General features: G+C 63.3%; 15 protein-coding genes. 3 read left to right on the top strand and 12 right to left on the bottom strand.

The window, feature by feature from the left end; all coding sequences use genetic code 11:
- Nucleotides 1-91: 91 nt before the first annotated feature.
- The 11 genes from NCS03_RS07500 to NCS03_RS07450 form a co-directional block, all read right to left on the bottom strand.
- The gene (locus NCS03_RS07500) at nt 92-1,756 is read right to left on the bottom strand and encodes a SpoVR family protein (protein ID WP_008349642.1); all 1,665 of its coding nucleotides are present in this window, start codon (nt 1,754-1,756) and stop codon (nt 92-94) included.
- Nucleotides 1,753-3,018 carry a YeaH/YhbH family protein gene (locus tag NCS03_RS07495; protein WP_008349643.1) on the bottom strand — a complete coding sequence of 422 codons (1,266 nt, stop codon included), beginning with the start codon at nt 3,016-3,018 and terminating at the stop codon, nt 1,753-1,755. Before NCS03_RS07495 ends, NCS03_RS07500 begins: the two co-directional genes overlap by 4 nt.
- A gap of 204 nt (nt 3,019-3,222) precedes the next feature.
- Entirely contained in the window at nt 3,223-5,145 is a 1,923-nt protein-coding gene (locus NCS03_RS07490) for a PrkA family serine protein kinase (RefSeq protein WP_008349646.1), read from the bottom strand.
- Between the two features lie 386 nt (nt 5,146-5,531).
- Nucleotides 5,532-6,293 (bottom strand): hydratase, encoded by a 762-nt coding sequence (locus tag NCS03_RS07485; RefSeq protein ID WP_175982894.1) that lies wholly within the window; start codon nt 6,291-6,293, stop codon nt 5,532-5,534.
- A gap of 116 nt (nt 6,294-6,409) precedes the next feature.
- The gene (locus NCS03_RS07480) at nt 6,410-8,125 is read right to left on the bottom strand and encodes a methyl-accepting chemotaxis protein (RefSeq protein ID WP_250528993.1); all 1,716 of its coding nucleotides are present in this window, start codon (nt 8,123-8,125) and stop codon (nt 6,410-6,412) included.
- A gap of 182 nt (nt 8,126-8,307) precedes the next feature.
- A complete protein-coding gene (rbsK, locus tag NCS03_RS07475; RefSeq protein WP_175982895.1) occupies nt 8,308-9,240 on the bottom strand; it encodes a ribokinase in 933 nt (310 codons plus the stop codon).
- Nucleotides 9,241-9,276: 36 nt separating this feature from the next.
- A complete protein-coding gene (locus NCS03_RS07470; protein ID WP_008349655.1) occupies nt 9,277-10,299 on the bottom strand; it encodes a LacI family DNA-binding transcriptional regulator in 1,023 nt (340 codons plus the stop codon).
- A 219-nt stretch (nt 10,300-10,518) separates the two neighbouring features.
- Nucleotides 10,519-11,508: an ABC transporter permease gene (locus tag NCS03_RS07465; protein ID WP_008349658.1), complete on the bottom strand. Its 990-nt coding sequence runs from the start codon at nt 11,506-11,508 to the stop codon at nt 10,519-10,521.
- Nucleotides 11,509-13,098: a sugar ABC transporter ATP-binding protein gene (locus tag NCS03_RS07460; protein WP_008349659.1), complete on the bottom strand. Its 1,590-nt coding sequence runs from the start codon at nt 13,096-13,098 to the stop codon at nt 11,509-11,511.
- Nucleotides 13,099-13,256: 158 nt separating this feature from the next.
- On the bottom strand, nt 13,257-14,219 hold the full coding sequence (locus NCS03_RS07455) for a sugar ABC transporter substrate-binding protein (protein ID WP_250502032.1): 963 nt from the start codon (nt 14,217-14,219) through the stop codon (nt 13,257-13,259).
- Nucleotides 14,220-14,473: 254 nt separating this feature from the next.
- Nucleotides 14,474-14,755, bottom strand: a complete 282-nt coding sequence (locus tag NCS03_RS07450) for a hypothetical protein (RefSeq protein WP_250528992.1) — start codon at nt 14,753-14,755, stop codon at nt 14,474-14,476.
- Nucleotides 14,756-14,982: 227 nt separating this feature from the next.
- Between NCS03_RS07450 and NCS03_RS07445 the strand changes: the two genes are divergently transcribed.
- The 3 genes from NCS03_RS07445 to NCS03_RS07435 all read left to right on the top strand — a co-directional run bounded on the left by NCS03_RS07445 (nt 14,983) and on the right by NCS03_RS07435 (nt 16,965).
- Nucleotides 14,983-15,279 carry a PsiF family protein gene (locus tag NCS03_RS07445; RefSeq protein ID WP_250528991.1) on the top strand — a complete coding sequence of 99 codons (297 nt, stop codon included), beginning with the start codon at nt 14,983-14,985 and terminating at the stop codon, nt 15,277-15,279.
- 225 nt (nt 15,280-15,504) lie between these two features.
- The gene (locus NCS03_RS07440; RefSeq protein ID WP_244808084.1) at nt 15,505-15,975 is read left to right on the top strand and encodes a hypothetical protein; all 471 of its coding nucleotides are present in this window, start codon (nt 15,505-15,507) and stop codon (nt 15,973-15,975) included.
- A 399-nt stretch (nt 15,976-16,374) separates the two neighbouring features.
- The gene (locus NCS03_RS07435; RefSeq protein ID WP_008349670.1) at nt 16,375-16,965 is read left to right on the top strand and encodes a BPSL1445 family SYLF domain-containing lipoprotein; all 591 of its coding nucleotides are present in this window, start codon (nt 16,375-16,377) and stop codon (nt 16,963-16,965) included.
- Between the two features lie 111 nt (nt 16,966-17,076).
- Here NCS03_RS07435 and NCS03_RS07430 read toward each other — a convergent pair whose 3' ends face one another.
- Nucleotides 17,077-18,147, bottom strand: a complete 1,071-nt coding sequence (locus NCS03_RS07430) for a glycosyltransferase family 4 protein (RefSeq protein WP_008349671.1) — start codon at nt 18,145-18,147, stop codon at nt 17,077-17,079.
- Between the last annotated feature and the right edge of the window lie 66 nt (nt 18,148-18,213).

The following is an 18,213-nucleotide window of genomic DNA, read 5'->3' as shown; positions in this document are numbered from 1 at the left end:
TGCGATCCATGCGAAGCGACGTCTGAGCAAAAAAAAACGCGCCGTCCTTTCAAGACGGCGCGCGTTGTTCAGATAACTGTCGGAGGTGATGTCAGCGCGTACTCGGCGCCGTATACCGGCATTCGAACCGCTTCCTCACCGTTCCGTTTTCATCGACGCTTTCCAGATAAACGTCGAATTGCCACAAGCGCGCCATGTGCTTGAGCACTTCGTCGCTATCGTTCGCGAGATGGCGGTTATCCGTCATGAAATGCCGCAGCGTCAGGCTGCGATCCCCACGCGTGTTCACCGAATAAACCTGAATGTTCGGCTCCCGATGATGAATATCGTATTGCCGCGACAGCGCCTGACGCACGTAACGATATCCGCTATCGTCATGAATGGCCGACACTTCCAGCGCATCGCGCATATCGTCATCGAGAATCGAGAACAGACGCATTTCCCGGATCAGATGCGGCGACAGATACTGCGCGATAAAGCTCTCGTCCTTGAAGTTGCGCATCGCATAATGCAGCGATTCCAGCCAGTCGCTTCCCGCGAGTTCCGGGAACCATTCGCGATCCTCGTCCGTCGGGTTTTCGCAGATGCGGCGAATGTCGCTCATCATCGAAAAGCCGAGGGCGTACGGATTGATGCCGCTGTAATACGGCTTCGTCACCGGCGGCTGATACACCACATTCGAATGCGAATGCAGAAACTCCATCATGAAGCTGTCTTCGAGACGGCCTTCGTTATAAAGCGTGTTCAGCAATGTGTAATGCCAGAACGTGGCCCAGCCTTCGTTCATGACTTGCGTCTGCCGCTGCGGATAAAAATATTGCCCGATCTTGCGCACGATGCGGATCACTTCCCGCTCCCACGGCTCAAGCAACGGCGCATTCTTCTCCGCGAAATACAGCAGATTCTCCTGCGGCTCCGGCGGATACCGGCTCTCGGTTTCCTCGGGCGACGGCTCCTTGCCCTTGGGCAGCGTGCGCCACAGTTCGTTGACCTGCGATTGCAGATACGCTTCGCGCTCGCGGCGCATCGCCGCTTCCTTCGCCAGCGACAGTTTCTGCGGCCGCTTATAGCGATCGACGCCGTAATTCATCAGCGCGTGGCACGAATCGAGCAGTTCCTCGACGCGATCCAGCCCATAACGCTCCTCGCACTCCGCGATGTAATTCTTCGCATAGACGAGGTAATCGATGATCGCGTGCGCGTCCGTCCACAGGCGGAAAAGATAATTGCCCTTGAAAAAGGAGTTGTGCCCGTACGCGGCGTGCGCAATCACGAGTGCCTGCATCGTCATGGTGTTCTCTTCCATGAGATACGCGATGCAGGGATTCGAGTTGATAACGATCTCATACGCGAGGCCCATCTGCCCGCGCCGATAGCCTTTCTCGGTCGCAAGAAAGTGCTTGCCGAACGACCAGTGGCGATAATTCACCGGCATGCCGACGGACGCATACGCATCCATCATCTGCTCGGAGCTGATGATTTCCAGTTGGATCGGATAGGTGTCGAGACCATAACGGTTCGCGACGCGCGATATCTCGGCGTCGTACTCCTCGATCAGTTCGACGCTCCAGTCCGACGGGCACGGCAGCGGTCGCCGCTTCTCCGATACATTCATTCTGCCTTCCTCGTGCGCGCCGTCTGCTTTCGCGGACGCCTTGCGTTGCCTGGCCTCTGATTCGAGCTGGGAATCCACACGATCGTCCGTGCCTTCCAGCTGATACCCACGCGTCTCGTTGTGCAAATGCCGCGTCGTCATGCGGCCGCCTGCTGCTTTTCGAACAGCTCGCGGAACACCGGATAGATGTCCGCCGCCGAATCGACCTTCTTCATGGCGAGTTCAGGCGCGCCCATCGCAAGCTGAGCATACTCCAACCAGAGATTCTGCTCCTCCGGCGCAACTTGAATATAGGCAAAATACCGGACCTTCGGCAGGATGTCTTCCGCGAGCAGCTTGCGGCACTTGGGCGAGTCGTCCGTCCAGTTGTCGCCGTCCGATGCCTGCGCGCCGTAAATGTTCCATTCAGTCGGCGAATAACGCTCGTCCATGATCTTCTTCATGAGTTCGAGCGCGCTCGACACAACCGTGCCGCCGCTTTCCGTCGAATGGAAGAACGTGTCTTCGTCCACTTCTTCCGCGCGCGTATGGTGCCGGATGAACACGACTTCGATCTTCTCGTAGTTCCGCTGCAGGAACAGATACAAAAGGATGAAGAAGCGCTTGGACAAATCCTTGCGTTGCTCGTCCATCGAACCGGAGACGTCCATCAGGCAGAACATCACGGCCTTGCTCGACGGCGTCGGCTGCTTCACGCGATTGATGTAGCGCAGGTCGAACGGATCGATGAACGGAATGCGCGTGATCCGGCCCTGCATGATGACAATATCCGCTTCGAGCCGGGCGATGTCTTCGGGATCGCCGTTCTCTTCCTTCAGCTGTTCGAGCTGGCGCTCCATCTCACGCAGTTGCGATGCAAGCGGCCAGCCGAGCGCGATGCGCCGTCCGAGCGCGGAGCGCAGCGATCTCACCACGTCGATATTGTTGGGCGTGCCTTCCGCCGCCCAGCCCGCGCGCACGTTCTTCCACGTCGGCACGGCGAGCAGTTGCGTCTTGACGAGGCGCGGCAGTTCGAGATCGTCGAAGAAGTACTGCATGAACTCTTCGCGCGACAGCTCGAAAACGAAGTCGTCCTGCCCTTCGCCTTCGTTGCTCGCGCTCTTGCCGCCGCCGCCCGCGCCGCCCGGCGGGCGCGGAATCTTGTCACCGCGAATGTAATCCGCATTGCCCGGATGAACGTACTCGCGCTTGCCGCCCGGTCCGTGACGGAACGAGGGCTCGGAGATGTCCTTCTTGGGAATGGTGATGCTCTGAGTGCTTTGAATGTCTTTGATGCTGCGATCGCGCACCGCGTCGGAAACGGCGCGGCGAATGTAACTCTTGACGCGTCGCAGGAAGCGCTCGCGATTGGCGATGCTCTTGTTCTTGCCGGCTAACCTGCGGTCGATGATTTGGTGCAGCACATCCAGTCTCCCGCGTTATTGGCGAGGTTGTGAGGCGCTGCGCGAAGCTTCGACTGATCGCAGCGTCTTTCGTCTCGCAAACTGTCCACTGTGCGGTCCGGTTGCAATCCACGCGCCCGGACCGCCGGGACTTCCTGACTATCGCTTTGCGCGGGACCGGAGCCAGGCGCTTCGAGCGCCGGCTCCCGTCTTGCCTTGCTTACATCACGACGACTTGCGCACGCGCAGATACCAGTCGCACAGGAGCCGGACCTGCTTCGGCGTATAACCCTTGGCGACCATGCGATTGACGAAGTCTTCGTGCTTGCGTTGCTCTTCGGCCGACCCTTTCGCGTTGAACGAAATCACCGGCAGAAGTTCTTCGGTGTTGGAGAACATCTTCTTCTCGATCACCACACGCAGCTTCTCGTAGCTGATCCACGCGGGGTTCTTGCCGCCGTTGGCCGCACGAGCGCGCAACACGAAGTTCACGATCTCGTTGCGGAAGTCCTTCGGGTTGCTGATGCCCGCGGGCTTCTCGATCTTCTCCAGCTCGGCGTTCAATGCCGCGCGGTCGAAGCTCTCGCCGGTGTCGTGATCGCGGAACTCCTGATCCTGAATCCAGAAGTCCGCATACGTCACATAGCGGTCGAAGATGTTTTGTCCATACTCCGAATACGACTCCAGATAAGCGGTCTGAATCTCCTTGCCGATGAACTCGGCATAGCGCGACGCGAGCACGTCCTTGATGAACGACAGATACTTCTGCTCCGTTTCCGGCGGGAACTGCTCGCGCTCGATCTGCTGTTCGAGCACGTACATGAGATGCACCGGATTCGCCGCGACCTCGCTCGAATCGAAGTTGAAGACACGCGACAGGATCTTGAACGCGAAACGCGTGGACACGCCCGTCATGCCTTCATCGACACCCGCGTAATCGCGATACTCCTGATACGACTTCGCTTTCGGGTCCGTGTCCTTCAGGTTCTCACCGTCGTAGACCTGCATCTTCGAGAAGAGGCTCGAGTTCTCCGGTTCGTGCAGACGCGTGAGCACGGCCATCTGCGCCATCATCTTGAGCGTGCCCGGTGCGCAGACCGCCTCGGCGAGGGACGAATTGCGCAGCAGCTTCTCGTAGATCTTGATCTCTTCGCCGTAGCGCAGGCAGTACGGCACCTTCACGACGAAGATACGATCGAGCAGTGCTTCGTTGTTCTTGTTGTTGCGGAACGCCTTCCACTCCGACTCGTTCGAGTGCGCGAGGATGACGCCGTCGAACGGAATCGCGCCGAAGCCTTCCGTGCCCTTGAAGTTGCCTTCCTGGGTCGCGGTCAGCAGCGGGTGCAGCACCTTGATTGGCGCCTTGAACATCTCGACGAATTCCAGCAAGCCCTGATTGGCGAGGCACAGGCCGCCGGAATAGCTGTAGGCATCGGCGTCGTCCTGCGAATACGTTTCGAGCTTGCGGATGTCCACCTTGCCGACGAGCGACGAGATGTCCTGATTGTTCTCATCACCAGGCTCGGTCTTCGCAATGCCGATCTGACGAAGAATCGACGGATAGCGGCGCACGACGCGGAATTTGCGGATGTCGCCGTTGTACTCGTGCAGGCGCTTCACCGCCCACGGCGAGAGAATGCTCTTGAGATAGCGGCGCGGAATGCCGTATTGCTCTTCGAGCACCGGACCGTCTTCGTCGTAATCGAAAAGGCCGAGTGGCGATTCGTTGACGGGCGAGCCCTTCAGCGAATAGAACGGCACACGCTCCATGAGCTGCTTGAGTCGTTCGGCGATCGACGACTTGCCGCCGCCCACCGGACCCAGCAGATAAAGGATCTGCTTCTTCTCTTCGAGACCCTGCGCCGCGTGCCGGAAGTAGGACACGACGTTCTCGATCACTTCCTCCATTCCGTAGAACTCGCGGAATGCCGGATACACCTTGATGACCTTGTTTGCAAACACACGCGATAAACGCGGGTCGAGCCGAGTGTCGACCATCTCCGGTTCCCCGATGGCCGTCAACATGCGTTCGCCCGCTGTTGCATATGTGGCAGGATCTTCTTTGCAGAGCGCGAGATACTCTTCGAGCGAGAATTCCTCCTCGCGAGTTTTTTCGAAGCGCGTCGCGAAACTGCTGTAGATATCCATGCTACCTCCTCGCCGAAGTCAGAAAGCTATGCCGTGCGCAACGCGCGTAATCGAAACGACATCGCTTGAAATCATCCTAAACCCTTTCGAATTTTTTTTCACGCACTTGCGTTGTTCATTTGCTTCGAAGAATTCCTAGCTTGGTGCGCTATTTTCGTTCACCTACAATGTTCATCCCAATGTCGCTATCCTCTTGCGCGACATGGTCCCTGCCTGTTCGCTTCCCCGCGCTCTTCGCTACTTATCTACTGCTTCCGTCCGCCAATGCGACGCGCGCCTCACATCCTTGGTTACGTGGACAAGCGCTCAAGAGATGCACGCATCCGATAAAGACGATGCGCGTGCGACATCATCAATAATCGTTCCCGGTGCGGCGCATCCGAACATCAAGCGAGCACCAATTCCAGTTCGCCGATGCGATCGATCGCACCATGCAGCATGCCCGGTCCATCGACGCGATACGCGCCCGTATAGGAACCTGTTGTAATGGTCCAGAACGGCTCGACCGTCAAACCCATGCGAGAACAATGGTTGACGAGCCACGGCAGCAATTCGCGCGGATCGCCCGCGGGATTGCCGAGCGCGGCCGGTGCGATCGACACGCCGTCGAGGGTGAATTCCAGTCGCGGCGTCAGAAAGTCGAAGCCCGGCGCGACGACGTCGTAAGGTTCCATGCCCGATACGACGAGCGCGCCGTTGTTCTGCGAATCCGCGAGCTGGGCCAGCGGATCGAGATTGGGCCATTGAGCGAAACGGCTGTCGACGACTTCGAGCGCGACCGCGATGCCGCCGATCGCGTCGAATACTTCCTCGCGTGTGTAAGGGTCGGGTCGCGCGGGCAGCGCATAGGAAAAGCGGAACGCGACTTCGAGTTCCACGAGCACGCGGAAAAACGATTGAAAAGGTAGGCGCGCGGGCGAAACATGGACGAGCGCGGCGTCGATGGGCGCGCCCGTGGCGAGCGCGTCGGGTGCGCGCGCGCCGATCTTCCAGGCGCCGATGCGCGCATCCGACTCTCTCAGCATCTCGTGCTGGATCGCGTAGGCGGTGGGCGCATCCGCAGGTATGTCGGCCGGCGCCAGCGTGTCGATCAGCTGATGCCGGCGGCGGGCGTCCGCGAGCTTCGCGGCGAGTGTCGATCCGGTCATGTCGATATCCTCGTGTGAGCGGTGAGGCACCCACCAGTGTACGGGTTACCGGATCGACGTTGGTCGCGCGCGTGTGCACTCGCGCGCATTCGGGCCTTAAGCGCCGTCTGTCGCGCTCAGAACGTCTCCCAGTCGCCGCTTGCCTCCGTCGTGGCGGACGCCTTCGGCGCGGGCGACGGCGCGGCGGGTGCGCGCTTCGCCGACTTCAAGGCAACGCGCGCAGGCATCGTTGCGCGCGGTGCAATTTTCGCCGCCATCGTGGATGCTGCCGGAACAGCAGCAAGCGCCGCGCCGTCCGCGACCTGGAACACCGCCACCGCCTGCCGCAGCCGCCCGGCCTGATCTTCGAGCGACTGCGCGGCGGCCGCCGCTTCCTCGACGAGCGCCGCGTTCTGCTGCGTGACTTCGTCCATCTGCGTGACGGCGCGCGACACCTGCTCGATGCCGCTCGACTGTTCCTCCGACGCCGCCGCGATCTCGCCCATGATGTCGGTCACGCGCTGCACCGCGCCGATGATCTCGCTCATCGTGCGGCCGGCTGCGTCGACGAGCGTCGTGCCCGTCTGCACGCGCGCGACGGACGTGTCGATGAGTTCCTTGATTTCCTTCGCCGCCGCCGACGAGCGTTGCGCCAGACTGCGCACTTCGCCCGCGACGACCGCGAAGCCGCGCCCTTCTTCGCCCGCGCGCGCCGCTTCGACGGCCGCGTTGAGCGCCAGAATGTTGGTCTGGAACGCAATGCCCTCGATGATCGTGATGATGTCCGCGATCTTCGACGAACTGCCGTTGATCTCGCGCATCGTGTCGACGACCTGCGTGACGACCGCGCTGCCCTTGCCGGCGATTTCCGACGCGTTCGCCGCGAGTGCGCTCGCCTGCCGTGCGTTGTCGGCGTTCTGGCGGACGGTGCCGGTCAGCTCTTCCATGCTCGACGCGGTTTCCTGCAGCGCCGATGCCTGTTCTTCCGTGCGCGACGACAGATCGGTATTGCCCGCGGCGATCTGCTGCGTCGCCGACGCGATCGATTCGCTGCCCGAGCGCACCGTGCGGACGGTCGTCAGCAGGCTCGTGCGCATCTTGGCGAGACCTTCGAGCAACTGGCCCATTTCGTCGCGCGACGTGATGGCGACCTCGCGGCGCAGATCGCCCGCGGCGATGGATTCGAAATGACCGAGCGCCGCTTCGAGCGGCCGCGCGATGGCGCGCCTGAGCGACAGCCACGCGAACGCGGCCGCGGCGATGCCGAGCGCGATCGCGCCGAAGCTCAGCGCGCGGAACCATCCGAAGCGGTCCTGCGTCTCCTCATAGCTTCTCGCGGATGCTTCGGTCAGATGCTTGCGCAGCGCGTCGTTGGCGTTGGCGAGTTCGTTGTACGTGGCCTGCATCGCCTTGGCGTTCGCGATGATGGCGTCGTGATCGTTCGCCAAGACCGCCGCGACGCCCTTGTCGACGATGCCCTGCAGCGCGAGGCGCCGGTCCTGAGCAGCGTCGGCGAGGCGCTTTTCTTCCGGCGCTTGCGGCAGCGCCAGGTATTGCTTCCAGTAGCCGTCCGCGCGTTCGCGCATCATGCGCGCGCGCTCGACCGTGGCCGCCACCTCCGGCGTGCCGGCGAGCAGCGCCGCGCGATCGAACACGAGACGCTCGCGCGCCGCATACATTTCCGCGTTGCCGACGGCGATCGCCGCGGGCATCTGCACCGAATAGGTGTCTTGAAACGCGCGATTCGAATGGCTCATGCCGGTGAGCCCCAACGCGCCGATCGCGATGAGCAGTGCCCCCAGAAACGCCATCGAGATGCCGAGGCGCGCCTTGATCGTCAAAGCTGTTTTCATTGAATTTTTTCCCTGATGTCGCTCGCGAGCGGAGTCGTCGTTGCGTGGCAGCGTGCGCGCGGGACATCGCGCGACCGCTATCGATGTAAACGGCGCGAATGTGTCGGCACTTGAGGAATTTGTTTCGTATGAAAAGAAAACGGCGCGTCAGACGCGCCGTGTTTTCAATGAATATTGAAAAGTTATGCTGAAATTTCGCTGCGGTGCGGAATCGATGGTTGCGCGCCCTCCCGCGTCACCGCGATTGCCGCCGCGCGCTGGCCGAACGCGATTGCGTGCATTGCCGCCGCGCCGCGTGCGAGTTCCGCCGCGAAGCCGCCGATGAACGTGTCGCCGGCGGCGGTCGTATCGACCGCTTCGACGCGCGGCGACGGCAGATGAACGCCTTCGTCGTCCGCGCCGTCGAGCAAAGCCAGCACCCCTTGCGCGCCGAGCGTCACGATGACGTTGCGCGCGCCTTTCGCCTTGAGCGCCTGCGCGGCGCGGCGCGCGTCGTCGGGCGTTTCGATGGCGACCCCGGAGAGCGTCGCGGCTTCGAGTTCGTTCGGAATCAGATAGTCGATCAGCGGGAACCAGTCCGGCGGCAATTTGCGCGCGGCGGGCGCGGGATTCAGGATCGTCGTGCGCTTCAGGCGACGGCCGGCGGCAAGCGCGGCGCGCACGGCGTCCGGCGGCGTTTCGAGCTGGCACACGATGACGTCGGCGCGCGCGATGAGCGCCTCCTGCGCTTCGATGCGCGCGGGCGTGACTTCGGCATTGCTGCCCGCGACGATGACGATCGCGTTCTGGCTCGCATCGTCGACGACGATGAGCGCGACGCCCGTCGGCGCGCTGGCGCTGGTCGCGAGCGCCGTGCAGTCGATGCCTTCCGCTTCGAGGCTGCCTCTGAGCGTGGCGCCGTTCGTATCGTCGCCGACGCAGCCGATCATCGCGACATGCGCGCCCAGGCGCGCCGCGGCGACCGCCTGATTGCTGCCCTTGCCGCCCGGCATCTGCGCGAACGCGTGTCCGGCGAGCGTTTCCCCCGGTCGCGGCAGGCGCGGCGCGCGCGCGACGAGATCCATGTTGAGGCTGCCGACCACGGTCACGCGGCCGGTTTTGGCACTGTCGCCCATCTCGTTTCCTTTGGTTCCTTCACTGCACCGCGGTCGTTACGCCTTCGCGCCGCGCGACTCGGGCACTACCGCGGTCGATTCGCGGCGCACGAGGCGCGGCGGCACCACGCGGCGGCGCGTCGTGCCCGTCAGCTTGCCGGTGATGCGCTCGATCAGCGTCTGCGCGGCCATTTCGCCGAGCGCGCGCACCGATTGCCCCACCGTCGACAAGGCCGGATAGGTGTAGCGCGACAGCTCGACATCGTCGAAACCGATGATCGAGCAGTCCGTCGGCACGTTGATGTGACGCTCCGCCGCCGCACGCAGCGCGCCGATGCCCATCATGTCGTTGCACGCGAAGATCGCCGTCGGCTTCATGTTGTCGAGCAGGAGCGAGGCCGCCGCGTAACCGCCCGTCGCGGAAAAATCGCTCTGCTGGATCGCGTTCGGCGCGATTTCCATGCCGCGCTCGGCCATCGCGCGGATGAAGCCGTGCAGGCGCATCGCGGAAACGGCGGTCGCGACGGGGCCGGTGATGCAGCCGATCTTCGAATGCCCGAGCTGCAGCAGATGCCGCGTCGCGAGATACGCGCCCTTTTCGTGGTCGATCTGCACGAGGTCCGATTGCAGCCCCTCGATATTGCGGTCGACGATCACGAGCGGCTCGCGCGCGCCCGCGAGGCATTGCGCGAGCACCGAGTCCTCGCCCGCCGATGCAATCACGAGCCCGTCGATGCGCTTTTCCTGCAGCACGCGCAGATAGTTGCGCTGCTTCGCGGGATCGTCGTCGGAGTTGCAGAAGAACACGCAATAGCCGTTCTTCGCGCAGCCGTCCTCGACGCCGCGCGCGAGCTCGGCGAAATACGGATTCGTCGCGTTCGGCACGAGCAGGCCGATGGTCGCCGTCGAGCGCGCCTTCAGCGAGCGCGCGACCGCCGACGGCACGTAGTCGAGCTCACGGATCGCCCGCTCGACTTTCGCCCGCACGTCGGCCGAAACCGGCCGCGAATTGTTCACTACGTGGGATACCGTCGTAAACGACACCCCGGCAATGGCTGCCACGTCTTTGATCGTCGCCATACATCGTCCTTCGCTATGCTTTGGTCCAACTGCTCTTATTGGTCGTAAGGCGTCCGGCGCGACCACTTTTCATGCGCCGCTCTGCTTTCCCCGCGCCCTGCCTGCTTCATTGTGTGCGGCGGCGATGAATCCCCGTTCGCCGCTGCCGCCCGCTGCCTTCTCTCGTCGCCGGCCGTTGCTCCACCCCGTTCCGGAGCGCCCGCCTGCGCCGCCCTTCGATCAAACCCGCTTTCTCCTGCTGCGGTATGTATCCAGCACCACCGCCACCACGATCACCGCGCCGGTAATGATGCGCTTGGTCGGCTCGTTCGCGCCGATCTGCGCCAGTCCCGCCGCCAGCACGGAGATGATCAACACGCCGAAAAACGTGCTGATGACCGAGCCGCGCCCGCCCATCAGGCTCGTTCCGCCGATCACGACCGCCGCGATCACCTGCAGTTCCAACCCCGCGCCGGCGTTCGGATCGGCGGCTTCGAGCCGCGAGATCTGAAAGAGCGCCGCGAGTCCGGACAAGGCGCCCATCAGCGCGAAAACGATCACCTTGTACGGCCGCGGATTCACGCCCGCGAGACGCACGGCTTCCTCGTTCGTGCCGATCCCTACGAGATATCGGCCGAAAACCGTCCGGGTCAAGACCAGATGGGCAATTATCATCACCGCGACCGCGATCAGGAACGCGGGCGAGATGCCGAACGCGATCGGATTCGACAGAAAATCGAACGCATCGCCGATGTACGCCGTGCGCGAATTCGTCATCTGATACGCAAGCCCGCGCGCGCCTTCCAGCACGCCGAGCGAGACGATGAACGACGGAATCCGCCATGCCACCGTCACGAGGCCGGTCACGGCGCCCGTCAGTGCGGCGGCCGCGAGCCCGATCAGCGCCGCCGGAAACGCCGGCCAGTGCCATTTCAGCGCGGCCACGCTCACCACCGACGCGCCCAGCGCCAGCACCGAGCCGACCGACAGATCGATGCTCGCAATGATGAGCACGAACGTCATGCCGACCGACATCACGACGAGATCCGGAATCTGGTTCGCGATCGTGCTGAACGTGTCGTACGTCAGAAAGTGCGTGCTCAGCACCGAAAACAGCGCGATCATCGCGGCGAGCGCGCCCGCGAGACCCAGGTAATTCGAAATGCCCAGACGCGTGCCGACGCCTTTCGTGCTCTTCGGCGCATCGGCGGGCAGATTCGCTTCGCTCATTCAATGCTCCACGTTGTCTTCGGGCGCTTTCGCGTCCGGGGCGATGGGCTCGTGCAGGATCGCCTCGCGCTTCGCGTAACCCGAGAACGCCGCCGCGAGCAGCGCGTCCTGCGTCCAGTTCGCGCGCTCGAACACGCCCGTCATGCGCCCCGCCGACATCACGCCGATACGGTCGCAGATCAGCATCAGCTCGCGCAGGTCGCTCGACACGACGACGAGCGCGCGTCCTTCGCGAGCGAGCGCGCCCATCAGCCCGTAGATGTCGAACTTCGCGCCGACGTCGATGCCGCGCGTCGGCTCGTCGAACAGCAGCACCGAGCAGTCGCGCGCGAGCCACCGGCCGATCACGACCTTCTGCTGGTTGCCGCCCGACAGTTCCGACACGGCCTGCGCCGGCCCCGACGTGCGAATCCGCATCGCGTCGATCTGCCGTTGCGCGAGCGCCGCTTCCCGGCGCGCGTCGACCACGCCGTGCCGAGCCACCGCGCCGACGTTGCCCAGTGAAACGTTCGCGGCGATCGGCAGGCTGAGCAGCAGGCCCTCGCCCTTGCGATCCTCCGTGATGAGCGCGATGCCTTCTTCGACCGCATCCGACGGCGATTGCACCGTCACGCGCCGCAGCGCCTGCCCTTTGCGCGCGACGGACACCGTGCCCGCGTCCGCGCGATCCGCGCCGTAGATGAGCCGCATCAGCTCGGTGCGGCCCGCGCCGATCAGCCCGCTCACGCCGAAAATCTCGCCCGCGCGCACCTCGAACGACACGTCGCGCACGGCCGGCAGCCGCGTCATGCCTTCCACTTTCAGCGCGACATCGCCGATCCGCCGTTCGCCCAGATCGATGCGCTCGCCGATCTCGCGTCCGACCATCAGCGTGACGAGCCGGTCGCTCGTGAGCGCGTCCATCGGACCGATATGCACGAGGCGTCCGTCGCGCAGCACTGCCGCGCGCTCGGCGATGCGCCGCAATTCCTCCAGCCGGTGCGAGATGTACACGAGCGCGACGCCGCGCGCCTTCAGCCTTTCGACCTGCTCGAACAGCAGATCGACTTCCCGCGCGGTGAGCATCGCGGTCGGCTCGTCGAGAATCAGCACGCGGCAATCGCCGATCAGATTGCGCGCGATTTCGACCATCTGCTGATGCCCGATGCCGAGACCGCCGACGAGCGTATCCGGATCGATCGCGTCGAGCCCGACTTGCGCCATCGCGTGACGCGCGTCTTCTGCGAGGCGCTTGCGGTCGATCCAGCCGAAGCCCTTGCGCGGCAAGCGGTTTAGAAAGAGATTCTCCGCCACCGATAACGTCGGCAGCAGGTTCAGCTCCTGCATCACCATGCGCACGCCGAGCGATTCGGCCTCCGAGCGGCTCTTCGGCGCGTAGGGCTGGCCCGCGAGCGTCATCGCGCCGGTCGACGGATCGGTCAGCCCGCCGATGATCTTCGACAGCGTGCTCTTGCCCGCGCCGTTCTCGCCGGTCAGCGCGAGCACCTCGCCCGCGACGAGATCGAGCGATACGTCCGTCAGCACCGGCTCGACATAGGTCTTGCCGATGCCCGTCACCGTCAGCACGTTCGCATCGTTCGGTCCGGTCATGGGGCGCTTCAAGGCTCGGTTGTGCATCCTCGGAATGATCCAGCACGGCTGGGCGAAGCCCGCGCGAAAGGCCGCGGAGCGTGCCCGCGCCGTCTGCCTTTCGCGCTCGTCAGTGTGTTATCGGCACGCCCGCCGCGAACTTGAGGCTTCGCGCCGGCTCACTTCGTCACGAGATCGACCGGCGTTTCCACGACCTGCGAAAGCTCCGACTGCTTCTTGTGGCCGGCAATCGCCTTCAACGCCACGTCGATGCCGAACACCGCCTGCTTCGCCGCGTACTGGTCGGCCGTGGCGAGCACGCGGCCGTCCTTGAGCATCGGCTTGATCGCGCCGATGTTGTCGAAGCCGACGACCTGCACCTTGCCCGCCTTGCCCGCCGCGCGAATCGCCGACACGGCGCCGATCGCCATGTTGTCGTTGTCGCACAGGAGCGCCTTCACGTTCGGATTGGCGTTCAGGATCTGCGACGCGACCGCGTTGCCCTTGTCGATTTCCCATTCGCCCGACTGCAGCGCGACCACCTTCATGCCGGCGGCGTCCATCGCTTCCTTGAAGCCCGCGCTGCGCGCCTGCGAATTCGTCGTGGTCGTCACGCCTTCGATGATCGCGACTTCATCGCCCTTCTTCAGTTTCGGCGCGAGATAGTCGCCGACCTTACGCGCGCCCTTCTTGTTGTCCGGTCCGACGAACGGCACGTTCAGATCCTTCGACTTGAGCACGTCCGGATCGAGCCGGTTGTCGATGTTCACGACGATGATCCCCGCGTCCGCCGCCTTCTTGATGACCGGCACGAGCGCCTTCGAATCAGCCGGCGCGATCACGAGCGCATCGACCTTCGAGACGATCATCTGTTCGACGATGCGGATTTGCGCCGCCGTGTCGGTCTCGTCCTTGATGCCGTTGGTGATCAGGTCGAACTGGCTGGCGTTGTGCGCCTGATAGTCTTTCGCGCCGGTTTCCATCGTCAGGAAGAACTCGTTGGCGAGCGATTTCATGACGAGCGCCACCTTGGGCTTGCCCGCCGGCTGCGCGAACGCCGATGACGACGCGAACGGCAATGCGGTGCAGGCGGCGAGCGCGACGGCAGCCGTGAGGACGCGTCGGCGGATGATTCGGTTCATGCGGATCTCCAATGCTTATTCTGGTTTGTTGGTCTTGCGAGATGCAGCGAACGCGAGCAACGCCAATCGAAACGCGCCGGACGCTCGCGCGCCAATGCCTTCGACGCCCTTTCGCGCACGTTTGAACGTTTGCTCGCCGTCGATTCTCGTTGGACAGGCGCCGGAGGTCAATCGGGCTAACGTGTAGTGCAGCACATACGACAACGCCGTCGAACGGCTGCTCGACGGCGTTTTTAGTTGCCTGCGGACAAGACTCAGAGATCTTCGACCGACTGCCCTTCGACCTTGTTGTCGATGATGTCGCGCGCGTAGTCGATGCCCGCGCGCGTCGCGTCGATCGGACTGTCGAACGGTTCCTGATCGGGCACGCCGAACATCACCGAGCGGCCGCTTTCGCCGTGCGCGCTCTTCGCGATCGTCACGACTATGTCGAAGTGTCGCGGGCTGTCGTCCGGCTCGTCGCGATCCTTCGCGCGCCTCAATGCCTGAACCCTGATCTCGAAGCCTTTGTAATGATCCGACAGCGGCGTGGACATGGACGATCTCCTTTCGCATTGACATGCATCGCACGATCATACGTCGGCTGCATCGGTCGTGCGGATCGCCGGCGACGAAAGGCGTTTGCAAGCCTCGTTCCCGCGACTCCCGATTTCACCCTATCCCGCACACCGTTCATATTGTGTTTGCCATAATGCGCGGGCGACATGCCGATACAGACACGCGCCGTCGAACAACAACCGTCACTCAAATCAGGGAGCGTCACATGACCATTCGAGCCACCGCCCTCATCGCCGTGCTGAGCCTGACGCTCGGCGCGAACGTCGCCTTCGCCGCCAACAGTCAGCAAAGCAAGATGACCGATTGCAACAAGCAGGCGGGCGACAAGAAAGGTGACGACCGCAAGGTCTTCATGAAGAGCTGTCTGTCCGCCGCGCCGGCTGCCGCATCCGCGCCGATGACGCAGCAGCAGAAGATGACGGCGTGCAACAGCCAAGCAGGCGACAAGAAAGGCGACGACCGCAAGAGTTTCATGAAAAGCTGCCTCAGCAACAAGGGCTGATCTCGCCTGCGTTCGCGTTCTGCACGCCGCGCCGTTCGCGCGCGGCGCCCCTTGCGTATTTACGCTCCCTACCGGCCGATATTGCACTGCACCCAAGCTAGTGATTCGCACCGTCGTCTTTTTCTCATAAGATGGCGCGAAGGCGGCCCCTTACGAAATACAAGAAAGACGCCATCGGCCGCCGCCGTTTCGAGCGAGGCGAAAAGCCGCGCATGGAGGCATCGGATGGCATGGAGACACAAGAACCGCTGGTTCAGGCGGTGGCTCGTGGCGATCACGTTCTGGTTCGTGCCGGTGCTGATCGTCGCGGTGAACGAAGTGCGCGAGGAGATGGCGTACAACAACGTCGATCTCCAGAAGTCGCTTGCCAGCTGGGAGTTGACCGATGCCCAACGCGCGGCCGGCGCCGCGGCGCGCTGCCACGGCACGTCCGAAGAAGCGCGCGCAGCCGGTTGTCCCGAAGATGCCATCGCCGCCACCGAGGTGAAGCATCAGGAAGCGCTCAACGAATACGCGCATCGCAAGGCGACGCTCGCCGATTATCTCTGGCATGCGTTCGTCGGCTACTGGATCGTGCCCGCAGCGTTCCTGCTCGTGCTCGGCGTGCTGATCGGCGGCATCCGGCGCGCGCTGCGCCGTCCGCAACACACGCCTGCGCCGCCCTCCGCCGAAGTAAAAACGACGACCCATCCGTGACCGAGCCTCGGGTACGGTCGTTGCTACTTCCTTCAGCGGTTTTCTCGTACGACCTAAAGGCAGCGTCACGAAAATTCTGCTCGCCTTGGGCCGCACTTCGGGCGAAAACGCCGTTTCCATTTCGGTTTGGTCAAAGCTTCGTCTAACCTTGTATCAGACGATGTGTGCTTCGAAAGATTTGTGTAATTTAACGACGCGCCTGACGCTTATGGGGACGGATTCGGAGTAAGCTAGGTCCGGCTTGTTCGCCCGAATGTTGCGGAGCCTGAAGACCCAAGCCTGACAAGGCTTTCGGCGCATGGGCCGAGGCTCGCGGTTTCACCTTGCTGTGCTATAACTTGGCGTGCCTCACCCTCCCGCTCTTATGGGGTTTCCTAAATTCCACGATGGAGAACAATGATGCAAAGACGAAACTTCATGCTCAAGTCGACGGCCGTGCTGGCAATGGGTGGCCTCGCGCTTGCCGGCTGCACGGCAAACCGGAACGCCGGCAGCGAAGCGGCCGCGGGCGCCGCCGATGACCGCCGCGCCATCGACGCAGATGTCGACAGCACGATCCAGCGTCTCTATGCCACCGTCGGCGGCTCGCGCGAGCTGGTCGCGAAAGCGCGCGGCGTGCTGGTGTTCCCGTCGGTGCTTCAGGCCGGCTTCATCGTCGGCGCGCAATACGGCAAGGGTGCGCTGCGTGTGGGGGGCAGCAGCGTCGGCTACTACAGCACGACGTCCGGCTCGTTCGGCCTGCAGGCAGGCGCGCAGTCGAAGGCGCTGATCTTCCTGTTCATGACGCAGGATGCGCTCGACAAATTCCGCAACTCCGACGGCTGGTCGGCGGGCGCGGACGCATCGGTGGCGTTGGTGAAGATGGGCGCGAACGGCGTGATCGACACGACCACCGCCACGAAACCGGTCGAGGCCATCGTGCTGACCAACGCCGGCCTGATGGCCGACGTGTCGCTGCAAGGCACGAAGGTGTCGCGCATCAAGTACTGAGCGCGTCGCGCTTGACCTCGCGGCGAATGCAAAACCGCCGTGTGGTGCGACCTTCCGGGTCGCGCCACACGGCGGTTTTTTGTTTTTTCCCGCTTCGTGTCGGGTCGCGCGTCAGGTCGTCGTCGCGCGATCGATCACTTTGAAGCGCGCACGCTTCTGCGCGCGCACGACCGACTGATACGCCTCCAGATATTGCCGAGCCATGCGATGCGACGTGAAGCGCTCCTCGAAGCGATTGCGCACGCGCTCGCGCGACAGCGTATGCAGACGATTCACCGCGGCCACCGCACCGATTTCATCCTCGACGATGAAGCCAGACACGCCCTCGTCCACCACTTCCGGCACCGAGCCGCGATTGAACGCGATGACCGGCGTGCCGCACGCCATCGCCTCGATCATCACGAGGCCGAACGGCTCGGGCCAGTCGATCGGAAACACGAGCGCGTGCGCGCCCGACAGGAATTCGGCTTTCTGACTGTCGTTGATCTCGCCGACGTACTCGACATACGGCAGCTCCAGCAGCGGCGCAATCTCGCGCTCGAAATACTCGTGGTCGGCGAAATCGACCTTGGCGGCAATCTTGATCGGCAAGCCGCATCGGCCCGCGATGCGAATGGCCGTATCGACGCGCTTTTCCGGCGAAATGCGTCCGAGGAACGCCAGATACTTCTGCTCCACCGGCTGCGGCACGTAGAGCTTCTCCGGCAAGCCGTGATAAACGGTGCTGACCCATTTCGCCTGCGGCAGCGGATGCCGCTGCGCGTCGGAAATGGAGATTACGGGCGCGGTGTTGAACGTATCGAATACGGGCTGCTGCTCGGGCAGATCGAGCCGGCCGTGCATTGTCGTCACGAACGGCGTGTCCTGGCGCTTGAACAGCGAGAACGAGTAATAGTCCATGTGAAAGTGCAGGACATCGAACTCTTCGGCGCGGCGGCGCACGAGTTCCATCAGCAGCATGTGCGGCGCGATGCGGTCGCGGATCGCCGGGTCGAGCCGCAACGCGCGCGGCCACACGGGTTCCAGGTTGGCGCTGGTCTGCGAATCGCCGGTGGCGAAGAGCGTCACCTCGTGACCGAGCTCGACGAGCGCCTCGGTCAGGTACGACACCACACGCTCGGTCCCGCCATAGAGCTTCGGCGGCACCGATTCGGTCAGCGGAGCAATCTGGGCAATTCTCATCGTTCTCGTCTCCATGCGGATATCGACGTGCGGCTGATCGCTTGCCAGCCGCGGCGCGCATCGAGT

Origin of the sequence: Caballeronia sp. ATUFL_F1_KS4A, assembly GCF_023630905.1 — a bacterium.
GTDB lineage: Bacteria > Pseudomonadota > Gammaproteobacteria > Burkholderiales > Burkholderiaceae > Caballeronia > Caballeronia zhejiangensis.
This window is presented reverse-complemented; position numbering and strand designations above follow the sequence as displayed.